The sequence below is a fragment of the Actinoplanes sp. HUAS TT8 genome (genome assembly GCF_051380535.1).
In the GTDB taxonomy this organism is placed as follows: Bacteria; Actinomycetota; Actinomycetes; order Mycobacteriales; family Micromonosporaceae; genus Actinoplanes.
This window is the reverse complement of sequence record NZ_CP195646.1, coordinates 10783242-10804811: the sequence shown is the minus strand read 5'-3', so window position 1 is coordinate 10804811 and position 21570 is coordinate 10783242. Positions and strand designations below refer to the sequence as shown.

Sequence of the window (21570 nt, the reverse complement as noted above, 5' to 3'; positions counted from 1 at the left end):
TATGGCCTACCTGGTGGCGGGGCTCAGTCGTGGGGAGCAGACTGACGGGGCCGCTAGGAGGGGACACATGGCTGACAGCTTTCGGCAGGCGCGGGACTTCCTGCTCGCTCACCGCGAGGACTACACCTTCGCGTACGAGAATTTCGCCTGGCCCGAGTTGGAGGAATTCAACTGGGCACTCGACTGGTTCGACGTGATCGCCGCGGGCAACGACCGGCCCGCGCTCTGGATCGTCGAGGAGGACGGCTCCGAGCAGCGCCTCTCGTTCGCCGAGATGTCCGAGCGCTCCAACCGGGTGGCCAACTGGCTGCGTGAGCAGGGCGTGCGGCGCGGCGACCGGATCGTGGTCATGCTCGGCAACCAGGTCGAGCTCTGGGAGACCGTGCTCGCCGGGATCAAGCTGGGCGCCGTGCTGATCCCGGCCACCCCGCTGCTCGGCCCGGCCGACGCGGCGGCCCGGGTGGCCCGCGGCGGCGCCCGGCACGTGATCGCGATGGGGTCCGCCGCGGCCAAGTTCGAGCAGGTCGATCCCGCGGTCACCCGGATCGCGGTGGGTTCCGCCGAGGGCTGGCAGGACTTCCGCTCGGCGTACGGGGCGAGCGCCCAGTTCACGCCGGACGGCGTCACCCGGGCCGACGAGACGCTGCTGCTCTACTTCACCTCGGGCACGACCGCGCAACCCAAACTGGTCGAGCACACCCACGTGTCGTATCCGGTGGGCCACCTCTCGACGATGTACTGGATCGGTCTGCAGCCGGGCGACGTGCACCTGAACATCTCGTCCCCGGGCTGGGCCAAGCACGCCTGGAGCAACGTCTTCGCGCCGTGGAACGCCGAGGCCTGCGTGTTCATCTACAACTACACCCGGTTCGACGCCGGGCGGCTGATGGGCGAGATGCAGCGCTGCGGGGTGACCAGCTTCTGCGCGCCGCCGACGGTCTGGCGGATGCTCATCCAGGCCGACCTGACCGAGCTCAAGACACCGCCCCGGGTCGCCGTCGGCGCCGGGGAGCCGCTCAACCCCGAGGTGATCGAGCAGGTCGCGGCCAGGTGGGGGGTCACCATCCGGGACGGGTTCGGGCAGACCGAGACGTCCGTGCAGATCGCCAACTCGCCGGGGCAGCCGGTCAAGTCCGGGTCGATGGGCCGGCCCGTGCCCGGGTTCACGATCGCGCTGCTCGACCCGATCACCGGGCTGCCGGCCGAGGAGGGCGAGATCTGCGTGGCCATGGAGCCACGGCCGGTCGGGCTGATGGTCGGCTACCACGGCGATCCGGAGCTGACCGCCGAGCGGATGGTCGACGGGTTCTACCACACCGGGGACGTGGCCTCGCGGGATCAGGACGGCTACATCACGTACGTGGGGCGGACCGACGACGTCTTCAAGGCCTCCGACTACCGGATCTCGCCGTTCGAGCTGGAGAGCGTGCTGATCGAGCACGAGGCCGTGGTGGAGGCCGCCGTCGTGCCGTCGCCCGACCCGGTGCGGCTGGCCGTGCCCAAGGCGTACGTGCTGCTCGCGCAGGGGTGGGCGGCCGACGAGAAGACCGCGGCGGCGATCTTCGAGCATGCGCGGGAGCACATGCCGCCGTACGCGCGGATTCGCCGGCTGGAGTTCGCCGACCTGCCCAAGACGATCTCCGGGAAGATCCGGCGGGTCGAGCTGCGGGCGGCCGAGCTGGAGAAGCACGCCGACCCGGCCGCCACTCCTGCGGGCGAGTACACCGGCTGATCTTTCCGGCTATCTTTGCCCGATGCCGAGACGACGCCTGTTGTATCTGCTCGCCGTCGTCGCGATTCTCGGGCAGATGGCGTTCGCGATGGTGACCACGGCGATGCAGCAGACGCCGACCATCGACGAGCCGGTCTACCTGGCCACCGCCGAGGTGTACACGCAGCAGCACAGCCTGCGGTACAACCCGGAGCATCCGCCGCTGGGCAAGCTGATCATGGCGGCCGGGCTGGCGTTCGGGGGCGCGCACGAGCTGGATCCGGCGTATCCGGGCAGCCAGACCGCGCTGGGGCGCACGCTGCTCTACGAGAGCGGGAACAACCCGTTCCGGCTGCTGATGGCCGCCCGGCTGCCGATGATCCTGCTGACGTTGCTGTTCGGGCTGGTCGTGCTCGCGTTCGCGCGGGACGTGGCCGGGCCGGCGGGCGGGCTGGTCGCGCTGGCGCTGTACGCGTTCTCGCCGGACGTGATCGCGCACGGGTCCCTGGCCACGCTCGACGTTCCGGCCGCCGGGATGCTGCTCACCGCGTTCTGGCTGGCCTGGCGGGGGCGGAAACGGCCGTATCGGTATCTGCCGTTGGCCGGGCTCGCGCTCGGGGCGGCGCTGGCCACCCGGGCGAGCGCGCTTCCGGCCGTACCGTTGCTGGTTCTTCTGGCGGCCTGGTCCATGTGGCAGGCGCAACGGGCCCGCCCGGCCGAGGCCGAGGTTTCTGCCCCGCCCGCTGACGCCGCGGGTACGGACGAGCCCGCCGGGGTGGCGGTGGCGGACGAGCCGCGGTCCGGGCCGGGGCTTCGGGGGCGGCTTCTGGCCAGTGCCGGGGCGGCGGTGGGGACCGGGCTGATCGCGGTGGCCGTGGTGTGGGTGGTCTACCTGGCGGTGGACCCGCATCTGCGGTGGACACCGCCGGCGAACCTGCCGCACCCGGGCGGGCTGAAGGGGCTGGCCGTCGACTGGCTGCCGTTCCCGCAGGCCTACCGGGACGGCATCCTCATGCAGTTCAAGCTGGAACTGAAGACCTACAACGGGTTCCTGTTCGGGCACGCGTACAAGGGAAATCTCTGGTTCTACCTGCCCGCCGCCCTGCTGATCAAGACACCGCTGGGGATGCTGGTGCTGTGGGCCGTCGGCGGGCTCACCATGATCTTCATCCCGCGGCTGCGGGCGGCCGCGCTCTACCTGCTGCCGGTCTCGGTCGTGCTGCTGGTGATCGCGATGACCGGTTCCCGGGACTACGGCACCCGGTACGCGATCTTCCTGCCGATGTTCCTGGCCGTGGCGGCCGGCACGGTCACGCTGATCCGGGTCCGCTGGGTGCAGGTCACGACCGCGCTGCTGGTCCTGTTCGTGGCGGTGAGTTCGCTGCGGACGTTCCCGTACTACCTGCCCTACTCGAACGAGGCGTTCGGCGGGACCGCGAGGACGCACCTCAACCTGCACGACTCGAACGTGGACTGGGGGCAGGACCTGGCCCGGCTCAGCCAGAAGCTGAAGACCGACTATCCGGGCGAGAAGGTGTGGCTGATCTACAAGGGCAGCGGGGTGCCGGCCTACTACGGCATCCGGTCGAGCGATCCGTACACGGTCGCGCCGGAGCAGGTCCACGGCATCCTGGTCGTCTCCGACTCGCGGGTGGCGCTCGCGACCGTACGTCTGCGGGCATTGCTCTCGACAAGCACCGAGATCGATCAAGTCGGATATTCCATGACGATCTACCGGCGCTGATTTCGCCCCTGGACGTTACTGGCGAGTAATGCTTAGGTGAAGCGATGACGGATTACGACATCGTGATCGTGGGCAGCGGCTTCGGCGGCAGCGTCAGCGCACTGCGCCTGACCGAAAAGGGCTACCGGGTCGGCGTGCTCGAAGCCGGTCGCCGCTTCACCCCGGAGACGCTGCCGAAGACGTCATGGGACCTGAAGAACTTCCTCTGGGCGCCGAAGCTCGGCATGCGCGGCATCCAGCGGATCACCCTGCTCAAGGACATCATGGTGCTGTCCGCGGCCGGGGTCGGCGGCGGTTCGCTGGTCTACGCCAACACGCTCTACCAGCCGCCGGCGCCGTTCTTCCAGGACCCGCACTGGGCCGGGATCACCGACTGGGCCGACGAGCTGGCGCCGCACTACGACCAGGCGTCCCGGATGCTCGGCGTGACCGAGCAGCCGACCATGACACCGTCCGACGTGGTGATCAAGCAGGTCGCGGATGACATGGGGGTGGGGCACACGTTCCGCCGTACCCCCGTGGGGGTCTTTTTCGGAGAGCCCGGCAAGACCGTTCCCGATCCCTATTTCGGCGGCGCCGGGCCGGACCGCACGGGCTGCGTCGAATGCGGGAACTGCATGATCGGGTGCAAGGTCGGCGCCAAGAACCGGCTCGACGTGAACTACCTCTACCTGGCCGAACGCAGGGGTGCCACGGTGCACCCGGACACCGAGGTCACGGCGATCCGGCCGGACGGTGACGGCTGGCGGGTCCAGACGCGCAACGGCACGTTCACGGCCCGGCAGGTGATCCTCTCGGCCGGCGCGCTCGGCACCCAGCGGCTGCTGCACGCCATGCGCGACACCGGCGTCCTGCCCCGGATCTCGCCCCGGATCGGCTCGCTGACCAGGACCAACTCCGAAGCGCTGCTCGGCGCGGAGACCAAGAAGGTGCCGGCCCAGCCGTTCAGCCGCGGGGTGGCGATCACCTCGTCGTTCCACCCGGACCCGACCACCCACATCGAGCCGGTCCGATACGGGCCCGGCAGCAACGCGATGGGCCTGCTCTCGACGCTGCTGGTCGACGGCGGCGGGCGACTGCCCCGGCCCCTGCGCTTCCTGCTCAACTGCGTGCGGCATCCGATGGTGCTGGCCTACTCGCTCTCGGTGCGGCGGTGGAGCGAGCGCACGATCATCGCGCTGGTCATGCAGACTTTGGACAATTCCTTGACGGTACGGCGGACCAGGCGCGGCCGCCTGACCACGAACCCCGGGCACGGCGACCCGAACCCGACCTGGATCCCGGTCGGCCACGAAGCCGTACGGCGGATCGCCGACCGCATCGACGGGTTCCCCGGAGGCACGGTCGGTGACATCTTCAACATCCCGATGACCGCGCACATCCTCGGCGGGGCGACCATCGGGGCGACCGCCGAGTCCGGGGTGGTGGACCCTTATCACCGGGTCTTCGGTCACCCCGGGCTGCACGTGGTCGACGGGTCGGCGGTGCCGGCCAACCTGGGGGTCAACCCCTCACTGACGATCACGGCGATGGCCGAGCGGGCCATGTCGTTCTGGCCCAACAAGGGTGCGGCCGACGGGCGGCCGGCCCTGGGGGCCGAGTATCGGCGGGTGGCGGCGGTGGCGCCGGAGTCACCGGCGGTCCCGGCGCACGCACCGGCGGCGCTGCGTTCACCTGCCGGAGGATCCGGGGCCTGACGCTTCCCGAGACGACGGCGGCCGGATCGGCACCCTGTCCACACCGAACGCGGTCGTGGGCCCCGAACAGGTGACAGCCGGCGGCGCCGCTCTCCGGCTGGTCCTCAGGGTCGTCCCGGCGGCGGCAAGGCGGCACTCAGCGCCGGCCGGGACCGTCGGGCTGGTTCTCAGGGTTGCCCCGGCCGCTCTGAGGCAGCACTCAGCGCCGGCCGGGGATCTCGCGCGGCCGGGTTGGACGAACCGCCCCGGCGTCGGAGAATCGGCGACGGGGCGGCTCGGGAATGAGACGCCTGGTGGCGAGGGGGAGGCCGGTCCGAGCTGCTGGGAGCGCTCCCAGCTGCGACGTTACCGTACATTCACGAGTTCGAAAAGAGTCTGCGGGACACGTTTCCGACCAGCGTCGACCACCCTCCGCTGCCGGGTGGATGCGCAGAGGAATTGCGACATGCCAAGAGACGCAATTTGCAATAGCTACCATGTGCGCGACACAATGAATGCGACGACGACTAATCGCGGCACCCCCATCGCTCGCGTACAGCCGTCACCCGAATGACATCGCTGTAGGAGCGAACACAACATGGCCAAGCAGATAATTACCCTTCTGACCGACGACCTCGACGGCGGGGAGGCCGACCGCACCGTCGAATTCGGACTCGACGGCGTGAACTACACGATCGATCTGTCCGAGAAGAACGCCGGCAAGCTGCGCAAGGCTCTGGAACCGTTCCTCTCCGCAGCCACCCGGCTCGGGCGTTCCGGCGTCACTCCGGCGGTTGCCCGGCGGGCCGCGCCGGCCGCCACCAGCCGGTCCAGCCGCGACCAGAATCAGGCCATTCGCGAGTGGGCCAACAAGAACGGGTACCCCGTTTCCGAGCGTGGCCGGATCCCGAGCAACGTCGTCGAGGCGTACCACGCCAAGCGATAGTCGGACCGTCCGTTGTAAACGGCGTCACCGGATCCTCCGGTGGCGCCGTTTTCGCATGTATCCGCAGGTCACGACGCTTGTCCGCGGAACCGGCGGGCCGGAACGGGCCGCCGGGCGGGATGACTGCTGTCAATCCGGGCGGATTTCGCGGATCGGGCGGACAACCCACGTTCATGATCGAGAACGGTGCCGGTCCGGGGCCAATTCGGCGGCGGGTGCGGAATGACCGGCCGATCCTCGCGGTATCTGAGCGCGAGCTGTGAACCTCGGGCGGCTTGCCGGTCGAATCGCCGGCGGGCGGGCGAAGACCGTACCGGAAAGCCGAACGAACCGTGCGGGAAAGCGACGCCGGACGTCCGGGAAAACGGTGACGCCGGGCCGGTACCGAGTCGACCCAACGTTCCGGCGGCGGACCGGCCGCTCGGAAACTGTGCGTTCCCATCGGGCCGAAACGGCGCCGGGAAGGGCAAAAACCAGCACGTGGACGGCCGGAAACCGGCGCGTAGAGGGCCGGAAACCGGCGCGCGGAAGTGCGGAAACCGCGCGGGCCGAGAACGAAAACGCCGGGCCCGAGGGGCCGTCGAGCACCGCTCCGCGCCGAAACCCGAGCCGCCGGCCGGGCCGAATCCCAGGGGCCGGTGAGCCGTCGCCGGAAACCGGGAACGGGCCGAATAGCGGCCGGAATCTGATTCGATCGCGCCCGGGCGGGTACGCCTTCCGGCATGCGTGTCGTCATCGTGGGCGCGACCGGCAACGCCGGCACCGCGCTGCTGCGCCGCCTCCGTACGGAGCCGGACGTCGAGGTCATCGGGATCGCCCGGCGGACCCCGTCGGACAGCGGGCCGTACGCCGACATGGAGTGGCACTCGGTCGACATCGGGCGGGACGACGCGCTCGATCACCTCACCCAGGTCTTCGACGGCACCGACGCGGTGGTGAACCTGGCCTGGCAGATCCGGCCGAGCCACGACACCCGGCGGCTGTACCGGACGAACGTGCTGGGCAGCCGTACGGTGTTCCGGGCGGCGCTGCGGGCCGGGGTCGCCACCCTGGTGCACACGTCGTCGGTCGGGGTCTACGGGCCCGGCCCGAAATGGGCGTTCGTGCGGGAGACGTGGCCGCGGACGGGCGTGCCCGAGTCGTCCTACAGCCGGCACAAGGTGCTGGTCGAGCGGCTGCTCGACGAGATCGAGTCGGACCATCCGACGCTGCGGGTGGTGCGGCTGCGACCGGGGTTGATCTTCCAGCGGGACGCCGGGGCGGGGATCGGGCCGCCGGTGCCGGCACGACTGCTGCGCCACGGGTGGATCCCGGTGCTGCCGGCCACCCCCGGACTGCGGTTGCAGGCGGTGCACGCCGACGACCTGGCCGAGGCGTACGTGCGGGCGCTGCGGGCCGACGTGCAGGGGGCGTTCAACATAGCGGCCGGGCCGGTGCTCGACCCGATGACGCTGGCCCGGGCGTTCCACGGGGTGCCGATCCCGGTGCCCGGGTTCGCGCTGACCGGGGCCGCGTCGCTGAGCTGGCGACTACGGCTGCAGCCGGTGGACCACGGATGGGTGAAACTGGCCCTCAAGGCGCCGCTGATGTCCTGCGATCGGGCCAAGACCGAACTCGGGTGGCGGCCGGAGCGGGACGCGGTGGCGGCGTTGCGCGAGGCGGTGGACGGGCTGGCCGAACGGGCGGGACGGGACGACGAGCCGCCGCCGGACACCGCGGCGAGCCGGCCGGGGCGTTTCGGTGGACTGTTGCGGGGGCGGTTGCCCGGCTCCGGGGACGCCTCCTGACGACGTACGGGAAAATCGTCTGGTGAAAGGTTTTTCAGACGGCGACCGAGGAGCTGGTCATCCAGGCGAGCACCTCGGTCGGGCCGAGCGGGCTGGAGAACAGGAATCCCTGGCCCAGCGGGCACCCCATCCGGATCAGCAGATCGCGGTGCGCCATGTCCTCGATCCCCTCGGCGACGACCACCAGCTGCAGTGATCGGGCCAGGCTGACGATGCCGCCGACCAGTTGCGGGCTGTCGACCATGTCGTCGATGAACGTCTTGTCGATCTTCACGATGTCGATCGGGTGCTGGCGCAGATAGCCCAGCGACGAGTACCCGGTGCCGAAGTCGTCGATGGCGATCCGGATGCCCATCTCGCGCAGCACGCCGAGGTCGGCCCAGATCCGCTGCTCATCGTCCTTCATCAGCAACGTCTCGGTGATCTCCAACATCAACGACTCCGGGGGTACGCCGGTGTGGTGCAGCGCGTTGCGCACCTGGTCGACGAATCCGGCCTCCCGGAACTGGCGGACCGACACGTTGACGCTGACGTAGGGCGCGCGCCCCGGCGGCAGGATCCGGCGCCACTCGGAGACCGTGCGCAGCGCCTCCTCCAGGACCCAGCGGCCCATCGGCACGATCAGCCCGCTCTCCTCGGCGACCTCGATGAACTGGTCCGGAGTGATCACGCCACGGTTCGGGTGGGCCCAGCGGACCAGCGCCTCGAAGCCGACCGGGTAGCCGTTCACCAGGTCGACGATCGGCTGGTAGTGCAGCAGGAAGTGACCCTCGTTGACCGCGTGGTCGAGGGCCGAGCGCAGTTCCAGGCGTTCCACCATCTCGTCGTGCAGGTGCCGCTGGTAGCGCCGCCACTGGTTCTTGCCGGCCCCCTTGGCCACGTAGAGCGCCAGGTCGGCCTGGCGCAGCAACTCGTCGCCGTCGGTCGCCTCCAGCGTGGTGGTGATGCCGATGCTGGTCATCGCGTGCAGCGGCTTGGCGTCGGTGTCGATCGGCGAGGCCAGCGCGTTCAGGATCCGGGTCGCGGTCTCCTCCACGGCCAGCGGGTCGTTGACGTTCTCGATCAGGGCGGCGAACTCGTCACCGCCGAGCCGGGCCGCGGTGTCGTCGGCCCGCAGCGAACCGGCGATCCGGTTGGCCACCTCGATCAGCAGCTGGTCGCCGATCGCGTGCCCGAGGGTGTCGTTGACGATCTTGAAGTCGTCCAGGTCGATGAAGAGCACCCCGACCACCGAACCGTCCCGGGCGCTGCGGGCCAGCGCGTGCTTGAGCCGGTCGTGGAACAGCACCCGGTTGGCCAGTCCGGTCATCGCGTCGTGGAACGCCTGGTGGACCAGCTCCTCCTGGAGTTTGCGCTGCTCGGTGACGTCGCGCATGGTGATGACCAGCCCGGCCACGCTGCGGTCGGCCCGCAGGTCCCGGCAGTGCAGCTCCAGCAGCAGGTCGGTGCCGCGGGCGTTGAGCGCCCGGAAGTCCAGCTGCTCCGGGTCCTCGGCGCCACCGCGCACCCCGGCCAGCAGGCTGACCAGCCGATTCCGGTCGGCCGGCTGCATCACGTCGGGCAACCGCACCCCGGTCGGGTCGGCGCCGAAGACCCCGAGGGCGGACGGGCTCGCGTACCGGATCCGGTCGTCCTGGTCGAGGATGGTGATCACGTCGGCGGTGTTCAGGATCAGGGTCCGGAAGTACGCCTCGCTGTTGCGCTGGGCCACCTCGTGGCTGAGCGCGATCCGCTCCAGGGCCAGCGCCACCGGCCCGGCCAGCACCTCCACCGAGCGCCGCAACTCCCGCAACGCCCAGCCGGGCGCACCCACGTGCAGCACGCCGACCAGCGAGTCGCCGTGCGGCCGGTCCTGCAGCACCATCGGACAGCGCAGCGTCTCGGCGAACTGGGTCAGCCGGACCGCGACCGCCCAGTCCACGTCCCGGGTCTGCACCAGCCGCGCCGCGGTGCCGGTGGCCCGGTCCACCGCGGCCTGCGCGGCCGCCTCGGGCGACTGCGGCTCGACCTGGGCGATGCTGATCGCCAGGACCACGCCGTGCGGCACGTCACCCGGCAGCAACTGGGCCACCGTGGTGCGCACGGCCAGCCCGACCGCCTCGGCGTCGGCCGCCGAGACCAGCGCCGCCGACGCCTCGCGCAGCGCGCGCTCACGGCTCATCGCCTGGCGGTGACTGGCCATGATCCCGGACATCCGGGCCAGCACCAGCATGAGCATCAGCAGACTGAGCACGGCCACCAGGAACAGGCCGGCCACCTGGCTGTCCTGGAACAGCTTGACCATCAGCACGCTCGGCGCCACCAGGGCGGCGACCGCGAGCAGGGCCAGGCGTCCACGGCTGGTCTCGGACGGCGGGGCCGACGTCTGCCGGGTCAACTCGGCCATCGACGGGATCAGAGCCGCCATCGCCGCTGTCGCATAAAGAGCCATTTGCCCGTACGCCGAGGACCGCGTGACGTCGGCGATCAGCATCGCGCCGGTGCCTGCACCCAGCCAGTACCCGGACGCGACGAGCCGTCCCGGGACCACGGCCAGCCGGATCAGCAGACCCAGACAGAGCAGGTCGGCCACCGGCAGCAACTGCTCCAGCCCGCCCACACTCAGGTCGGACATCCGCGGGCCGACCACGAACGTCCACACCAGCAGGGCCGCGCCCGAGGTGACGATCGCGGCGTCGAGCAGGCCCGGCACGTCCCGGGCCGAGCCGGTGCGCCGGCGGGTGAACCGGGACAGCGCGACCGCCAGCAGCGGATAGGAGGCCAGCAGCAGCCCGGTGCCGACCGGCTCCAGCCACAGCAGCCAGTTGGTCAGGAACGACGGGGCCTGGGCGATCGCGGCACCCAGCCCGGACAGCGCGGTCGCGCCGGCCAGCAGCCACCACGGCAGGCGGTCGTCGGGCTGACTGCGGTACGTGCCGACCAGCACGGCCACCGCCGCGGACAGACCACCGGCCAGAATCAGCCAGCCGTGCACGGCGGGAGTGAGCGCGTAGACGACGCCGAGGACCACGATCCAGGCGCCGAAGAGGGCGGCCGGCCACCGCGTCGGCATCCCGTCACCCTCCCGACTCACGCTCTTCTGACCGACTCTTCGGCTGGTAGATCACCGATCTGAGGGAAAGGGCACAATCGTCGGGTGCTCCTCGATTTCGTACGTGCCCACACCGTCCTGGCGCCGGTCGCCTTCGTGCCGGAAGTTCGACTCCGGCAGGCCGAGGAACCGATCGCGCTCTGGGAGGCCACCGAGGCGGGCGGGGCCGAGCAGCCGCCGCCGTTCTGGGCGTTCGCCTGGGCCGGCGGGCAGGCGCTGGCCCGGCACATCCTGGACGATCCGACGCTGGTCGCCGGGCGCAGCGTGCTCGACCTGGCCACCGGATCCGGGCTCGTCGCGGTCGCGGCGGCGGTCGCCGGGGCACGGCCGGTGGTCGCCAACGACATCGACCCGCTGTCGCTGGCCGCCGCCGCGGCCAACGCCGAGGACAACGGGATGGCGGTGGAGACCGTCGAAGCGGACCTGCTGGACACGGACGAGAAGTACGGGGTGGTCCTGGCCGGCGACGTGTTCTACAGCCGGGAGATGGCCGCACGGGTGCTGCCGTATCTGCGGCGGGCGGCCGGGCGGGGGTCGCTCGTGCTGGTCGGGGACCCGGGGCGGGCTTACCTGCCGCCGGGGCTGGTCAAACGGGCCACGTACGACGTGCCGGTGACCGAGGCGCTGGAGAGCTGCACGATCCGCCGTACGTCGGTGTGGCAGGTTGTCTGATCTTTTTACTCCGACAGAAGACCAATCAAGCCGAAGCCGTCCTCGACGATCACGTCCGGCTCCGGATCCGGGGACTGATCGACCCGGCCGGAAGGCATCTGGATCGCCTTGGCGACGTCGGCGCGACGGGCACAGGCCACATCCCGCCGCCGGCTGTCACCGACGAACCAGCAGTCGGCCGGCGGCACCCCGAGCGCGTCGGTCGCATTCCAGATCATCTGCGGATTCGGCTTCCGGACACCGGCCTCGTCGCTGTACACCTGCACCGCGAACAGGTGCCCGACACCGACCTTGGCCAGGAAATCCCGGTGGGCCGCGCCGCACAGCGTGTTGCTGACCACGGCCAGCGGGACACCCGCCGCCGTGAACGCCTCCAGCGCCTCCGGGATACCCGGCCGCAACGCCCAGTCGTCCCGCCAGGCCCACTCGTAGCTGAGCTTCGCGATCGCGCCGCGCACCGGAACCGCCGCGGCCGGCGGCCACTTCCCGATCACGAACCGCTCCCAGACCTCGGCCTGCGGCAACTCGTCCGGAGAATCCTCGTCGCGCCAGCGCGCATACGCCGCGGCGCCCTCGGTCAGCGCCGCCTGGATCTCCCCCGGCGTCATCACACCCCGGGTCAGGTTGTAGATCCGCAGGACGATCTCGGGCGGCGCCGCCCGGAACGGCCGAGGCGAATCGGCCAACACACCACCGAAATCCAGCAGAAGCGCGGCCGGGATCATCGCTGCCCCAACGTCCACGCGCGCACACCGCCGACGATGCCGGCCGTGTTCGGCACCACGACCACGTCGTCACCCATCCGGGCCAGCTGGGCCGGAGTGATCAGGCGCGAATTGCCGCCACCCAGATAGACCCGGTCCCACAGGAAAACCGGTCGCAGCCCCTCGATCACGTTGCGAACCCGGCGCGACCAGAGCGCGTCACCCAGGCGACGCCGCTCATGCTCCCCGATGTACGTGTCGTAGGACATCCCCCACCGCACCGGCGCCTGCGACATCTCCAGATGCGGGGCCAGCTCACCACCGTCGAACAACGCGCACCCCAGCCCGGTCCCCAACGTCAGCACCAGCTCGCAGCCGGTGCCCGCGACCACCCCGGCCCCGTGCACCTCGGCGTCGTTGAGCACCAGCGTGGGCAGCCCGAACGCCTCGGCCAGCGCGGTCCGGGCGTCGAAACCGCGCCACGCCTCGAACAACTCCGGATCCACCTTGGTGCGGGGGCCGCTGCGGGTCACGTAGTGCGGGGTCGCCACCACCACGCCGTGCCGGATCATGCCCGGCATCCCGACCGTCACCCGATCCGCGTTCGGCAACTGGCCGGCCAGGTCGACCAGGGTCTTGACGAACAACTCGGGGGGCAACGGGTACGGCGTGGGGACCCGGATCGGGTGCGCCCGCATCGTCCCGGCCTCGTCCAGCACCGAGCCCTTGATGCCGCCGCCGCCACAGTCGATGGTCAGCGTGAAGATCGGGTTGCGCCCCAGGGAAACCGGCGTCGCCAGGTCTTCGCTCGTCATCTACGAACCCTCTCGACTGTTCACGATCCCGCCTGCCCGGTCAGTCCCGCACTGTTCGACGGTGCCGCCGCCGGCCGCGGATCAGCCCGCTTCCTCGGCCCACACCCGCCAATTATCCAGCACGCCGTGCAGGGCCGGGGTGAGCCAGCCCGGCGCGGAACGCCGGAAGACACCCGGATCCATCGATCCGGCACCGGCCGGCAACGCGCCGACCAGGTGCGGGACCAGCTCGCTCAGATTCGCCCAGTGGACCAGCTCGGGATCGGCCGGCCAGGCGCCGAGAATCACCCGGGCCCGCACCCCGCGACGGCTCAGCGCCTCCAGGGTGAGGGCGGTGTGATTCAGCGTGCCCAGCCCGGCGCGGGCCACCACCAGCACGTTCGCCGCCAGGGTGGTGGCCAGGTCGGCGAACGTCCAGGCCTCGCCGGAGGGACGCACACCCATCGGGACCAGCAGACCGCCGGCGCCCTCGACCAGGACCAGGTCGTGCTTGTCGGCCTCGGCCCGGATCGCGTCGACGACGTCGAACAGCTCCAGCGGGGGCAGCTCGGCGACCTTGGCCGCGGCCAGCGGGGCCAGCGGCTCCGGATACTCGGCGAGGGTCTTCACCGTGTCCGGGCCGGCCAGGCGGGTGATCACCTCGGCGTCGGTCGGGGCGCCGGTGATCGTGCCGGTCTGGCCCGGCTTGAGAACCGCGACACGCAGCCCGGCGGCCTGGGCGGCGGCGGCCACGGCGGCGGTGGTGATGGTCTTGCCGACCTCGGTGTCGGTGCCGGTGACCAGGACGATGCCGTGCCATTCGCCGTGCTCGGGGGTGCGGCGGGGCGCGGCCTGCACCCCGGGCGCATCGCCGGGAGACGTCGGCGCATCGCCCGGAGGCGCGGGAGCATCGTCGGGCGCCGCCTGCGGCGGAACGCCCGGGTCGCTGGTGGTCGGGCCGGGCTCTTCGGCTTCCGGCTCGGCGGGCGGCGCGGTCACAACCGGCGACGGTACGCCCTCCGGCCGCCCCTCGTCTCCCACATGGTGTCCGCCGCCGTGAGCCAGCAGCGGGTCGACCGGGTCCAGCACCCGGACCGGCGTGACGATCGGCAGCCCGTGGCCCCCGCTGCGCCAGCCCCGGGGCAGCGGGGTGACCGCGACTCCCGGGTACGACGGGGTGGTCCGGGGAGGGTTGGCGTTCATGGTGCGCACTCCACGATCACGTCCAGAGCCCGGGCGAAGTCCGCCTCGGGCACGCCCGCGTTGACGGTCAGACGCAGGCGCGAGCTGCCGTCCGGGGTCGACGGCGGCCGGAAGCAGCCGACCGCCACCCCGCGATCCCGGCAGTCGGCGGCCCAGCCGACGGCCGCCTCCGGGCCGGGCGCGGGCACCGACAGCACCCCGGCGGCCGGGTCGGTGACCGCGAACCCGGCGGCCCGCAGCCGCGCGGCGATCCGGGCGCCGCGCTCGAACAGCGTCGCGCGCCGGTCGTCGGCGGCCCGGGCCAGGTCGACCGCGGCCCGCACGCCGGCCACGACGGCGGGCGGCGGGGCGGTGTCGTAGATGAAGGTGCGGCCGGTGTCGACCAGGTGCCGGATCAGCGCCTCGGCACCGGCGACGACCCCGCCGGCGCCGCCCAGCGACTTGGAGAGCGTGGCCGTGACGACCACGTCGGGGCGCCCGGCCAGGCCGGCCGCGGCCACACCACCGCTGCCGGACGGGCCGAGCAGGCCGAGCGCGTGCGCGTCGTCGACGATCAGCAGCGCGCCCCGGGCCGAGGTGACCGCGTAGAGCTCGTCGAGGGGGGCCAGATCGCCGTCGACCGAGAAGACCGACTCGGTGACCACGGCCGCCGTGCGGCCCGGACGGGCGTCCAGGATCGCGGCGACACCGGCCGGATCGTTGTGCGGCGCGACCGTCACCGGCAAGCCGGAGATCTTGCAGCCGTCGATCAGGGAGGCGTGGTTGTACGCGTCGGAGACGACCAGTTCGCAGACCGTGGCGGCGGCGCGGATGACGGCCAGGTTGGCCAGGTAACCCGACGAGAAGACCAGGGCGGCCTCGGTGCCGAGCCACGCGGCCAGGGACGATTCGAGCTCGGCGTGGGCGTCGGTGCTGCCCCGGACGAGTCGTGAACCGGTGGCTCCCAACCCGTACGCCTCAAGGGCTGATCTTGCGGCCGAGACCACCGCGACGTGATCGGAAAGCCCGAGGTAGTCATTGCCGGCGAGGTCGACGACGGAGTCGTCGGCCGGCCGGGGCCTCAGGTGACGGGTGAGTCCCGCCTTGGCCCGCTCACGGGCCAGGCGATCGAGCGACTCCAGCCAGTCCGCCAAAACGCCCCCAGAGATCACGAGAACCGGAAACTACCACCCACCTCCGACAGTCCCAGCCCGGAAGGGAAGTCTGTAGGGTACGGACATGCCTCAGATCCTCGACCGGGCCCGTGCCCGGGTCCTCGACGGCGGCGCCGGCCTCGATCAGGCCGAGATCCTCGAGATCCTGCGACTGCCCGACGAGGACCTTCCCGAGCTGCTCCAACTCGCCCACGACGTCCGGATGAAGTGGTGCGGCCCCGAGGTCGAGGTCGAGGGGATCGTCTCGCTGAAGACCGGCGGCTGCCCGGAGGACTGCCACTTCTGCTCCCAGTCGGGGCTGTTCTCGTCGCCCGTCCGATCCCTCTGGCTGGACATTCCGTCCCTGGTCAAGGCGGCCGAGCAGACTGCCGCGACCGGTGCCACGGAGTTCTGCATCGTCGCCGCCGTCCGCGGTCCCGACCAGCGTCTGATGGATCAGATGCGCGAGGGCGTCAAGGCGATCAAGGAGGCGGTCGACATCCAGGTCGCCGCCAGCCTCGGCATGCTCACCCAGGAACAGGTCGACGACCTGGTCGACATGGGCGTGCACCGGTACAACCACAACCTCGAGACCTGCGAGTCCTACTTTCCGAACGTGGTAACCACCCATTCGTGGGAAGAGCGCTGGTCCACGCTGACCATGGTCCGCGAGTCCGGGATGGAGGTCTGCTGCGGCGGCATCCTCGGGCTGGGCGAGTCGATCGAGCAGCGGGCCGAGTTCGCCGCGCAGCTGGCCCGGCTGGACCCGCACGAGGTCCCGCTGAACTTCCTGAACCCGCGGCCCGGCACGCCGCTCGGCGACCGGCCGGTGGTCGAGGGCAAGGACGCGCTGCGCGCCATCGCGGCGTTCCGCCTGGCCATGCCCAAGACCATTCTTCGGTACGCGGGTGGGCGCGAGATCACGCTGGGCGACCTGGGCACGCGGGAGGGGCTGCTCGGCGGCATCAACGCCGTGATCGTCGGGAACTATCTGACGACGCTGGGCCGGCCCGCCACCGCCGACCTGGAACTCCTGCAGGATCTGAAGATGCCGGTCAAGTCGCTGTCGGCGACGTTCTGATGGCGACCGTGCTCGGCTCCTACTGCGACCGGTGCGGCGAGCCGGCCGCGGCGGGCGACCACACGGCCTGCGCGGCGGCCCGCGAGCTGGAGCCGCCCCGGTTCTGCCCGGACTGCCGACGCCGCATGAAGGTCCAGGTCGTCCCGACCGGCTGGACCGCGAAGTGTGTGGAGCACGGGCTCCGCACGAGCTGACAACCCTGGGTGACGGCGGGCCCGAACCGGTACCCGCCGCCACCCCTCTCACCCGGCTACCCCGAGGTAGCGGGAGTCTCCTCGCCGACCGGCTGGGGTGCCGCCGGCAGCGTGACGCTGACCAGGGCGCCGTCACGATCCATCGGGCCGTGGCCGAGGCGGCGCAGCGTGCGCAGCATCCCCACGTTGTCGGCCGCCGTGTGGGCGACCAGCGCCGCGAACCCGGCCCGCTCGGCGTGGGCCCGCAGCCGCCGGAGCAGGGCGGTGCCCAGGCCACGACGCTGCCACGCGTCCTCGACCAGGACCGAGACCTCGCCCAGGTCGCCCTCGGCGAGCAGGCTGGCCATCGCCACCACGCGCCCGCCGCCGGCGACGGCGAGCAGGGTGACCCCGCCGGCCGGTTCCAGCAGGCGGCGCAGCCGGGACTCGACCGGGGCGCCGCCGCCCAGGTAACGTCGGCGCAGGGTGGTGGCCGAGCAGTGGTCGTGCAGCTCGCGAACGGCGGCCAGATCGTCCGCGGCGGCCGGCCGCAGGGTGACCTCGGCGCCGTCCGGCAGCATGAAGGTCACATTCTCCCGCTGGTGGCGGGTGACCGCGGCGGCCAGCTCGACCAGGGCCTGGGCCCGCGCGTATTCGGCCGGGGTGAAGGCGGGCAGCGCCCGGAGCACCTCGTAGGACCCGCCGGCCGGGTCGGCCAGGGTCATCCGCCCACCGTGGACGCCGGGCTGGTCGTAGGCCGGGTGCGGACGCCAGCGCACGTCGGTCGCGTCGAGCAGGGTGGCCAGGGTCTCGCCGAGCGCGTCGGGCTCGTGGACCAGGCGGCCGGCCATGGCCAGCGCGCGGGTCGGCTGGTCGGCCAGGCCCTGGGCCTCGGCCCGGGTGACGTAGGCGTCCCGGCCGCGGCCCTTGGCCACCGCGGCCAGCACGTCGGCCTCGGTCATCGCGTCCGGCGCGTCGACCAGGAAGTCGTCGACCGCACCGCCCTCGGTGGTGTGCACCTGGACGGCGAGGATGTTCACCGATTTCAGGGCGAGACTCGCGGTCAGCACGGAGAGGTAGCCGGGGCGGTCGTCGACCGTCGCCCGGATTCGCCACAACGCCACGCGGGGCACTCCTTTCGCTCCTGGACGCCGCCCCGATCCCACCGGATCCACCGGACGAGCCCTGACTCAAGAGTGCCCCGACGTTGTTGCCGTCTTATTGCCTGAGCTGCGATTTCTCCGTTAAGACGATCACACCTGGGCGATCGTGGCGGGCGTCACGGAGTCCAGCCGGTCGCCCAGGATCACCGCGGCCGCGCGCACCAGCTGGGCCACCCGGTCCACCTCGGTGACGTGGAACGCGGCGGCCTGCAGGTCGTCCTCGTCGGTGCGGGCCACGAGCAGGACCAGGCCGCCCCGGCCGAACGGGGCAACCGCGTACCGCGGGCCACCCGGCTCGGCGAACGGGCGGGCCCGCAGCGGGGTGACCTCGGGCAGGTGCAGCGGGGACGGGGCGCGCCAGCTCGCGTACGCCACCTGGGGTTCGTGGTTGACGCCGTTGGCGCCGTTGCGGGCGGCCCAGTCGGCCGGGACCACCGCGGCGGCCGCCCAGTCGGCCGCGAGCAGCCCGGGCACGGCGTCGACCAGGGTGGCCAGCCCGTCGGCCGGGTTGGCCGCGACCTGGGCCAGCAGTTCGGCGTCGTGACCACCGCTGACCGGTGCTCCTATCGCCTTCCACACCCCGTCGACCTGCACTCCCGGGATGGCGGCGAGCCCGGCCAGGAGGCGTTCCACGCGTGCCGCGCCCGGCCAGACGACGGTGAAGTCGTCCACGGCCCGGCCGCCGAGGCGTTCCAGCACCACGACCTGGACGATGTCCGCGCCGGCGACACCCAGGGTGCGCGCGACCTGGCCGAGAGCACCGGGACGGTCCGGCAGGGTGACTCGAACCCGCAGCAACATGTAACTCCTCCCGTCGCGACGGCCGGTGACGCCGTCCTGGTGAACAACAGTGCCCACCCGGCGTTTCCGAGCCGTTGCACGGCCGTGTCCCGGCCGTCAAGCCGGGCGGGATATGCCAGATTTCACAACTCAGAGTAGGCAACGAAGGGTCCGGCTTCGCCACCGCCTGTCGCCTGTCGGACAGACCTCGTACCTCTAAAATTGCGGAATGATTTGCGTGGCTTGCCGGGATCAGCGGCACGGGGAGTGCAAGGGCGGGTCGTGGTGCGACTGCCAGCATCGGGAACCCGAGCCGGTTCCACCGGTGACCGGGCCACCCGGCCCGTGAGCACGCTCCCCACCGGTCGCGACGCGCTGGCCGGCCACTATCCGCGACTACCGGAGCCCACCCTCCGGGTGAACTTCATCGCCAGCGCCGACGGCGCGGTGAGCGTCGACGGTCTCTCGGCCGGCCTGCAGGGGCCGGGCGACAAGGAGGTCTTCGACACCCTCCGGACGGTCTGCGACGCGCTGGTCGTCGCCGCCGGCACGGTGCGCGCCGAGCGTTACGACGCGCTTCGCCTCACATCGGAAGACCGCGCTTGGCGTACGGCCATGGGACTCCCCGAGTTCCCGCTGATGGTGATCGTCTCCGGCTCGCTCGATCTCGATCCGGCCCAGCTGATCTTCTCGGACGCACCGGTCCGCCCGATCGTGCTGACCAGTCGCGCCGCCCCCTCGGACAGCCCGATCGCCGAGGTCGCCGAGCTGGTCCGGGTCGGTGACCAGCAGGTCGACCTGGCCGCCGGGATCGCCGCGCTGCACGAGCGCGGTGCCACACAGCTGCTCTGCGAGGGCGGTCCGGGCCTGCTCGGCTCGATGATCGCCGCCGACCTGGTCGACGAGCTCTGCCTCACGGTCGCGCCGCTGCTGGCCGGGGGTTCGGCCGGGCGCATCGCGCACGGGCCGGGGACGCCGCCGCGGCGGATGGCGTTGCGGCACGCGCTGACCCGGGAGGACATGTTGTTCCTCCGATACGGGCGCCCGCGTGTCTGACGCTCTCGATCAAGATCTTGTGCATAACTCTGTGGATGAACCCCAGAAGTTGTGGAAAACCCGAAAGAGGGAAGATCCCGTGGGGATTTTGTCGTACCTCTGAGGCACCATGATCGACGTGTCTGACGAAACTTCCCCCGTCGGGCGGGTGCTTGGTACTGCCGACGCGACCCCGCTCCAGTTCTGGACGGCCGTCGCCCCCGGCAGTTACCTGCAGCTCGACGACGTCGTGACCACGAAGCGTGACCTTCCGGACCGGGAGCCGGTGACCATCTCCGGCGTGGTCACCCAGGTCCGGGCCCGGCACGAGGGCGCCCAGTTCGACTCGGACGTGTTCGCCATCGCCGACGGCACACTGCCGGCCATGGTCCAGGAGGCGGCCGAGATCACCACCACGCGCGTCGACCCGGAGCTGTATGTTCCGCCCGCTCCCGGCGCGATCGTGCACCGCGCCACGGGTGAGGACCGCGACGCCGCCCTGCACTTCGACCGCATGGAGCGCCGCGTGCCGATGGGCACCGGCCGCGACGGCGTCCCGGTCTTCCTGAACGCGGACTTCCTGGACGGCACCCGCGGCGCCCACGTCTCGATCTCCGGCATCTCCGGCGTCGCCACCAAGACCAGTTTCGCCACGTTCCTGCTCTACTCGGTGTTCCGTTCCGGTCAGCTGGGCGCCGACGGGGCCAACGCGCGGGCCCTGATCTTCAACGTCAAGGGTGAGGACCTGCTCTTCCTCGACCACCCGAACACGAAGCTGGACGAGAACACCCGGGCCAACTACAAGCTGCTGGACCTGCCGGACACCCCGTTCACCGACGTCCGGGTCTACGCGCCGCCGCGGGCCAACGACCCGTCCGGCGCCCCCGACGTGAGCGGCCGGCTGACCGGGGTCGACTCGTTCTACTGGACGCTCGACGAGTTCTGCTCCCTGAAGCTGTTGCCGTACGTGTTCGCCGACGCCGACGACGAGCGCCAGCAGTACACGATGGTCGTCCACTCGGTGACCGCCCACCTGAACCGTTACGCCGTCCCGGCCGAGGGCGGCATCAGCATCGACGGCCGCCGCATCGGGTCGTACGGTGATCTCGTCGACCACATCGTCGAGCAGCTCACCGACGACGAGACCCGGGGCACCTGGGCCGGCAGCGCGGTCAACATGGGCACGGTCAACGCGTTCGCCCGCCGCATGATCAACAGCAAGCGCGACCTGTCCCGGCTGATCCGGGGCGACCTGGCCCAGCGCCGCCCGCACCAGATCAAGACCGCCGACAGCGCCCAGGTCACCGTGGTCGACCTGCACAACCTGCCCGATCGCGCGCAGCGGTTCGTGGTCGGCGTGACGCTCAAGACCGAGTTCGAGGAGAAGGAGAAGGCCGGCACCGGTCGTCCGCTGCTCTTCGTGGTCCTCGACGAGCTGAACAAGTACGCACCTCGCGAGGGTTCCTCCCCGATCAAGGAGGTGCTGCTGGACATCGCCGAGCGCGGCCGCTCGCTGGGCGTGATCCTGATCGGCGCGCAGCAGACGGCCAGCGAGGTCGAGCGGCGCATCGTGACCAACTCGGCGATCCGGGTCGTCGGCCGGCTCGACCCGGCCGAGGCGTCCCGGCCGGAATACGGTTTCCTCCCCCCGGCCATGCGCCAGCGGGCGCTGCTGGCCCGCCCGGGCACGATGTTCGTCAACCAGCCGGACATCCCGGTCCCGCTCTGCGTCGAGTTCCCGTTCCCGGCCTGGGCCACCCGCAAGTCCGAGTCCGGTCCCCCACCGGCCGAGACGCAGCGCTCGATCGTGCAGGGCGCCGACCCGTTCGCCGTCATCGGCGGGCGCGCCGGTGGCGACGACGACATCCCGTTCTAGG

At 71.4% G+C, this 21570-nt stretch carries 17 protein-coding genes; 10 read left to right on the top strand and 7 right to left on the bottom strand.

The features are described from left to right. Nucleotides 1-67: 67 nt before the first annotated feature. The 5 genes from ACSHV8_RS48330 (at nt 68) to ACSHV8_RS48310 (ending at nt 7864) form a co-directional block, all read left to right on the top strand. Nucleotides 68-1732 carry an AMP-binding protein gene (locus tag ACSHV8_RS48330; protein ID WP_436527218.1) on the top strand — a complete coding sequence of 555 codons (1665 nt, stop codon included), beginning with the start codon at nt 68-70 and terminating at the stop codon, nt 1730-1732. A gap of 22 nt (nt 1733-1754) precedes the next feature. After that, a complete protein-coding gene (locus ACSHV8_RS48325; protein WP_436527217.1) occupies nt 1755-3455 on the top strand; it encodes a phospholipid carrier-dependent glycosyltransferase in 1701 nt (566 codons plus the stop codon). A 44-nt stretch (nt 3456-3499) separates the two neighbouring features. After that, entirely contained in the window at nt 3500-5152 is a 1653-nt protein-coding gene (locus ACSHV8_RS48320; protein WP_436527216.1) for an FAD-dependent oxidoreductase, read from the top strand. 577 nt (nt 5153-5729) lie between these two features. Further along, nucleotides 5730-6077, top strand: coding sequence for a histone-like nucleoid-structuring protein Lsr2 (locus ACSHV8_RS48315; RefSeq protein ID WP_436527215.1), 348 nt, complete (start codon nt 5730-5732; stop codon nt 6075-6077). Nucleotides 6078-6799: 722 nt separating this feature from the next. Continuing rightward, on the top strand, nt 6800-7864 hold the full coding sequence (locus tag ACSHV8_RS48310; RefSeq protein ID WP_436527214.1) for an NAD-dependent epimerase/dehydratase family protein: 1065 nt from the start codon (nt 6800-6802) through the stop codon (nt 7862-7864). Nucleotides 7865-7898: 34 nt separating this feature from the next. Here ACSHV8_RS48310 and ACSHV8_RS48305 read toward each other — a convergent pair whose 3' ends face one another. Continuing rightward, nucleotides 7899-10916 carry an EAL domain-containing protein gene (locus ACSHV8_RS48305; RefSeq protein WP_436527213.1) on the bottom strand — a complete coding sequence of 1006 codons (3018 nt, stop codon included), beginning with the start codon at nt 10914-10916 and terminating at the stop codon, nt 7899-7901. An 84-nt stretch (nt 10917-11000) separates the two neighbouring features. Between ACSHV8_RS48305 and ACSHV8_RS48300 the strand changes: the two genes are divergently transcribed. After that, entirely contained in the window at nt 11001-11627 is a 627-nt protein-coding gene (locus ACSHV8_RS48300) for a class I SAM-dependent methyltransferase (RefSeq protein ID WP_436527212.1), read from the top strand. Between the two features lie 5 nt (nt 11628-11632). On the opposite strand, the gene ACSHV8_RS48295 is transcribed toward ACSHV8_RS48300, so the two are convergent. From ACSHV8_RS48295 to ACSHV8_RS48280, 4 genes are all read right to left on the bottom strand, one after another. Further along, nucleotides 11633-12352 (bottom strand): HAD family hydrolase, encoded by a 720-nt coding sequence (locus ACSHV8_RS48295; protein WP_436537318.1) that lies wholly within the window; start codon nt 12350-12352, stop codon nt 11633-11635. Beyond that, nucleotides 12349-13146: an ROK family protein gene (locus ACSHV8_RS48290; protein ID WP_436527211.1), complete on the bottom strand. Its 798-nt coding sequence runs from the start codon at nt 13144-13146 to the stop codon at nt 12349-12351. Before ACSHV8_RS48290 ends, ACSHV8_RS48295 begins: the two co-directional genes overlap by 4 nt. 81 nt (nt 13147-13227) lie before the next feature. Continuing rightward, on the bottom strand, nt 13228-13983 hold the full coding sequence (gene bioD, locus ACSHV8_RS48285; protein WP_436537316.1) for a dethiobiotin synthase: 756 nt from the start codon (nt 13981-13983) through the stop codon (nt 13228-13230). A gap of 341 nt (nt 13984-14324) precedes the next feature. Continuing rightward, nucleotides 14325-15461, bottom strand: a complete 1137-nt coding sequence (locus ACSHV8_RS48280) for an 8-amino-7-oxononanoate synthase (RefSeq protein ID WP_436527210.1) — start codon at nt 15459-15461, stop codon at nt 14325-14327. Nucleotides 15462-15546: 85 nt separating this feature from the next. Here ACSHV8_RS48280 and bioB point away from each other — a divergent pair, with 85 nt between their 5' ends. After that, a complete protein-coding gene (gene bioB / locus ACSHV8_RS48275) occupies nt 15547-16542 on the top strand; it encodes a biotin synthase BioB (RefSeq protein WP_436527209.1) in 996 nt (331 codons plus the stop codon). Then, nucleotides 16542-16736 carry a hypothetical protein gene (locus ACSHV8_RS48270; protein ID WP_436527208.1) on the top strand — a complete coding sequence of 65 codons (195 nt, stop codon included), beginning with the start codon at nt 16542-16544 and terminating at the stop codon, nt 16734-16736. The genes bioB and ACSHV8_RS48270 overlap by 1 nt, the downstream gene beginning before the upstream one ends. Before the next feature lie 56 nt (nt 16737-16792). Here the strand turns inward: ACSHV8_RS48270 and ACSHV8_RS48265 are convergent, their stop codons facing one another. Next, nucleotides 16793-17839, bottom strand: a complete 1047-nt coding sequence (locus ACSHV8_RS48265; protein WP_436527207.1) for a GNAT family N-acetyltransferase — start codon at nt 17837-17839, stop codon at nt 16793-16795. A 129-nt stretch (nt 17840-17968) separates the two neighbouring features. Next, nucleotides 17969-18679, bottom strand: coding sequence for an amino acid-binding protein (locus tag ACSHV8_RS48260; RefSeq protein ID WP_436537314.1), 711 nt, complete (start codon nt 18677-18679; stop codon nt 17969-17971). A gap of 324 nt (nt 18680-19003) precedes the next feature. Here ACSHV8_RS48260 and ACSHV8_RS48255 point away from each other — a divergent pair, with 324 nt between their 5' ends. Both ACSHV8_RS48255 and ACSHV8_RS48250 read left to right on the top strand, forming a co-directional pair. Next, nucleotides 19004-19714: a pyrimidine reductase family protein gene (locus ACSHV8_RS48255; RefSeq protein ID WP_436527206.1), complete on the top strand. Its 711-nt coding sequence runs from the start codon at nt 19004-19006 to the stop codon at nt 19712-19714. Between the two features lie 109 nt (nt 19715-19823). Then, entirely contained in the window at nt 19824-21569 is a 1746-nt protein-coding gene (locus tag ACSHV8_RS48250) for an ATP-binding protein (RefSeq protein WP_436527205.1), read from the top strand. Nucleotide 21570 lies beyond the last annotated feature (1 nt).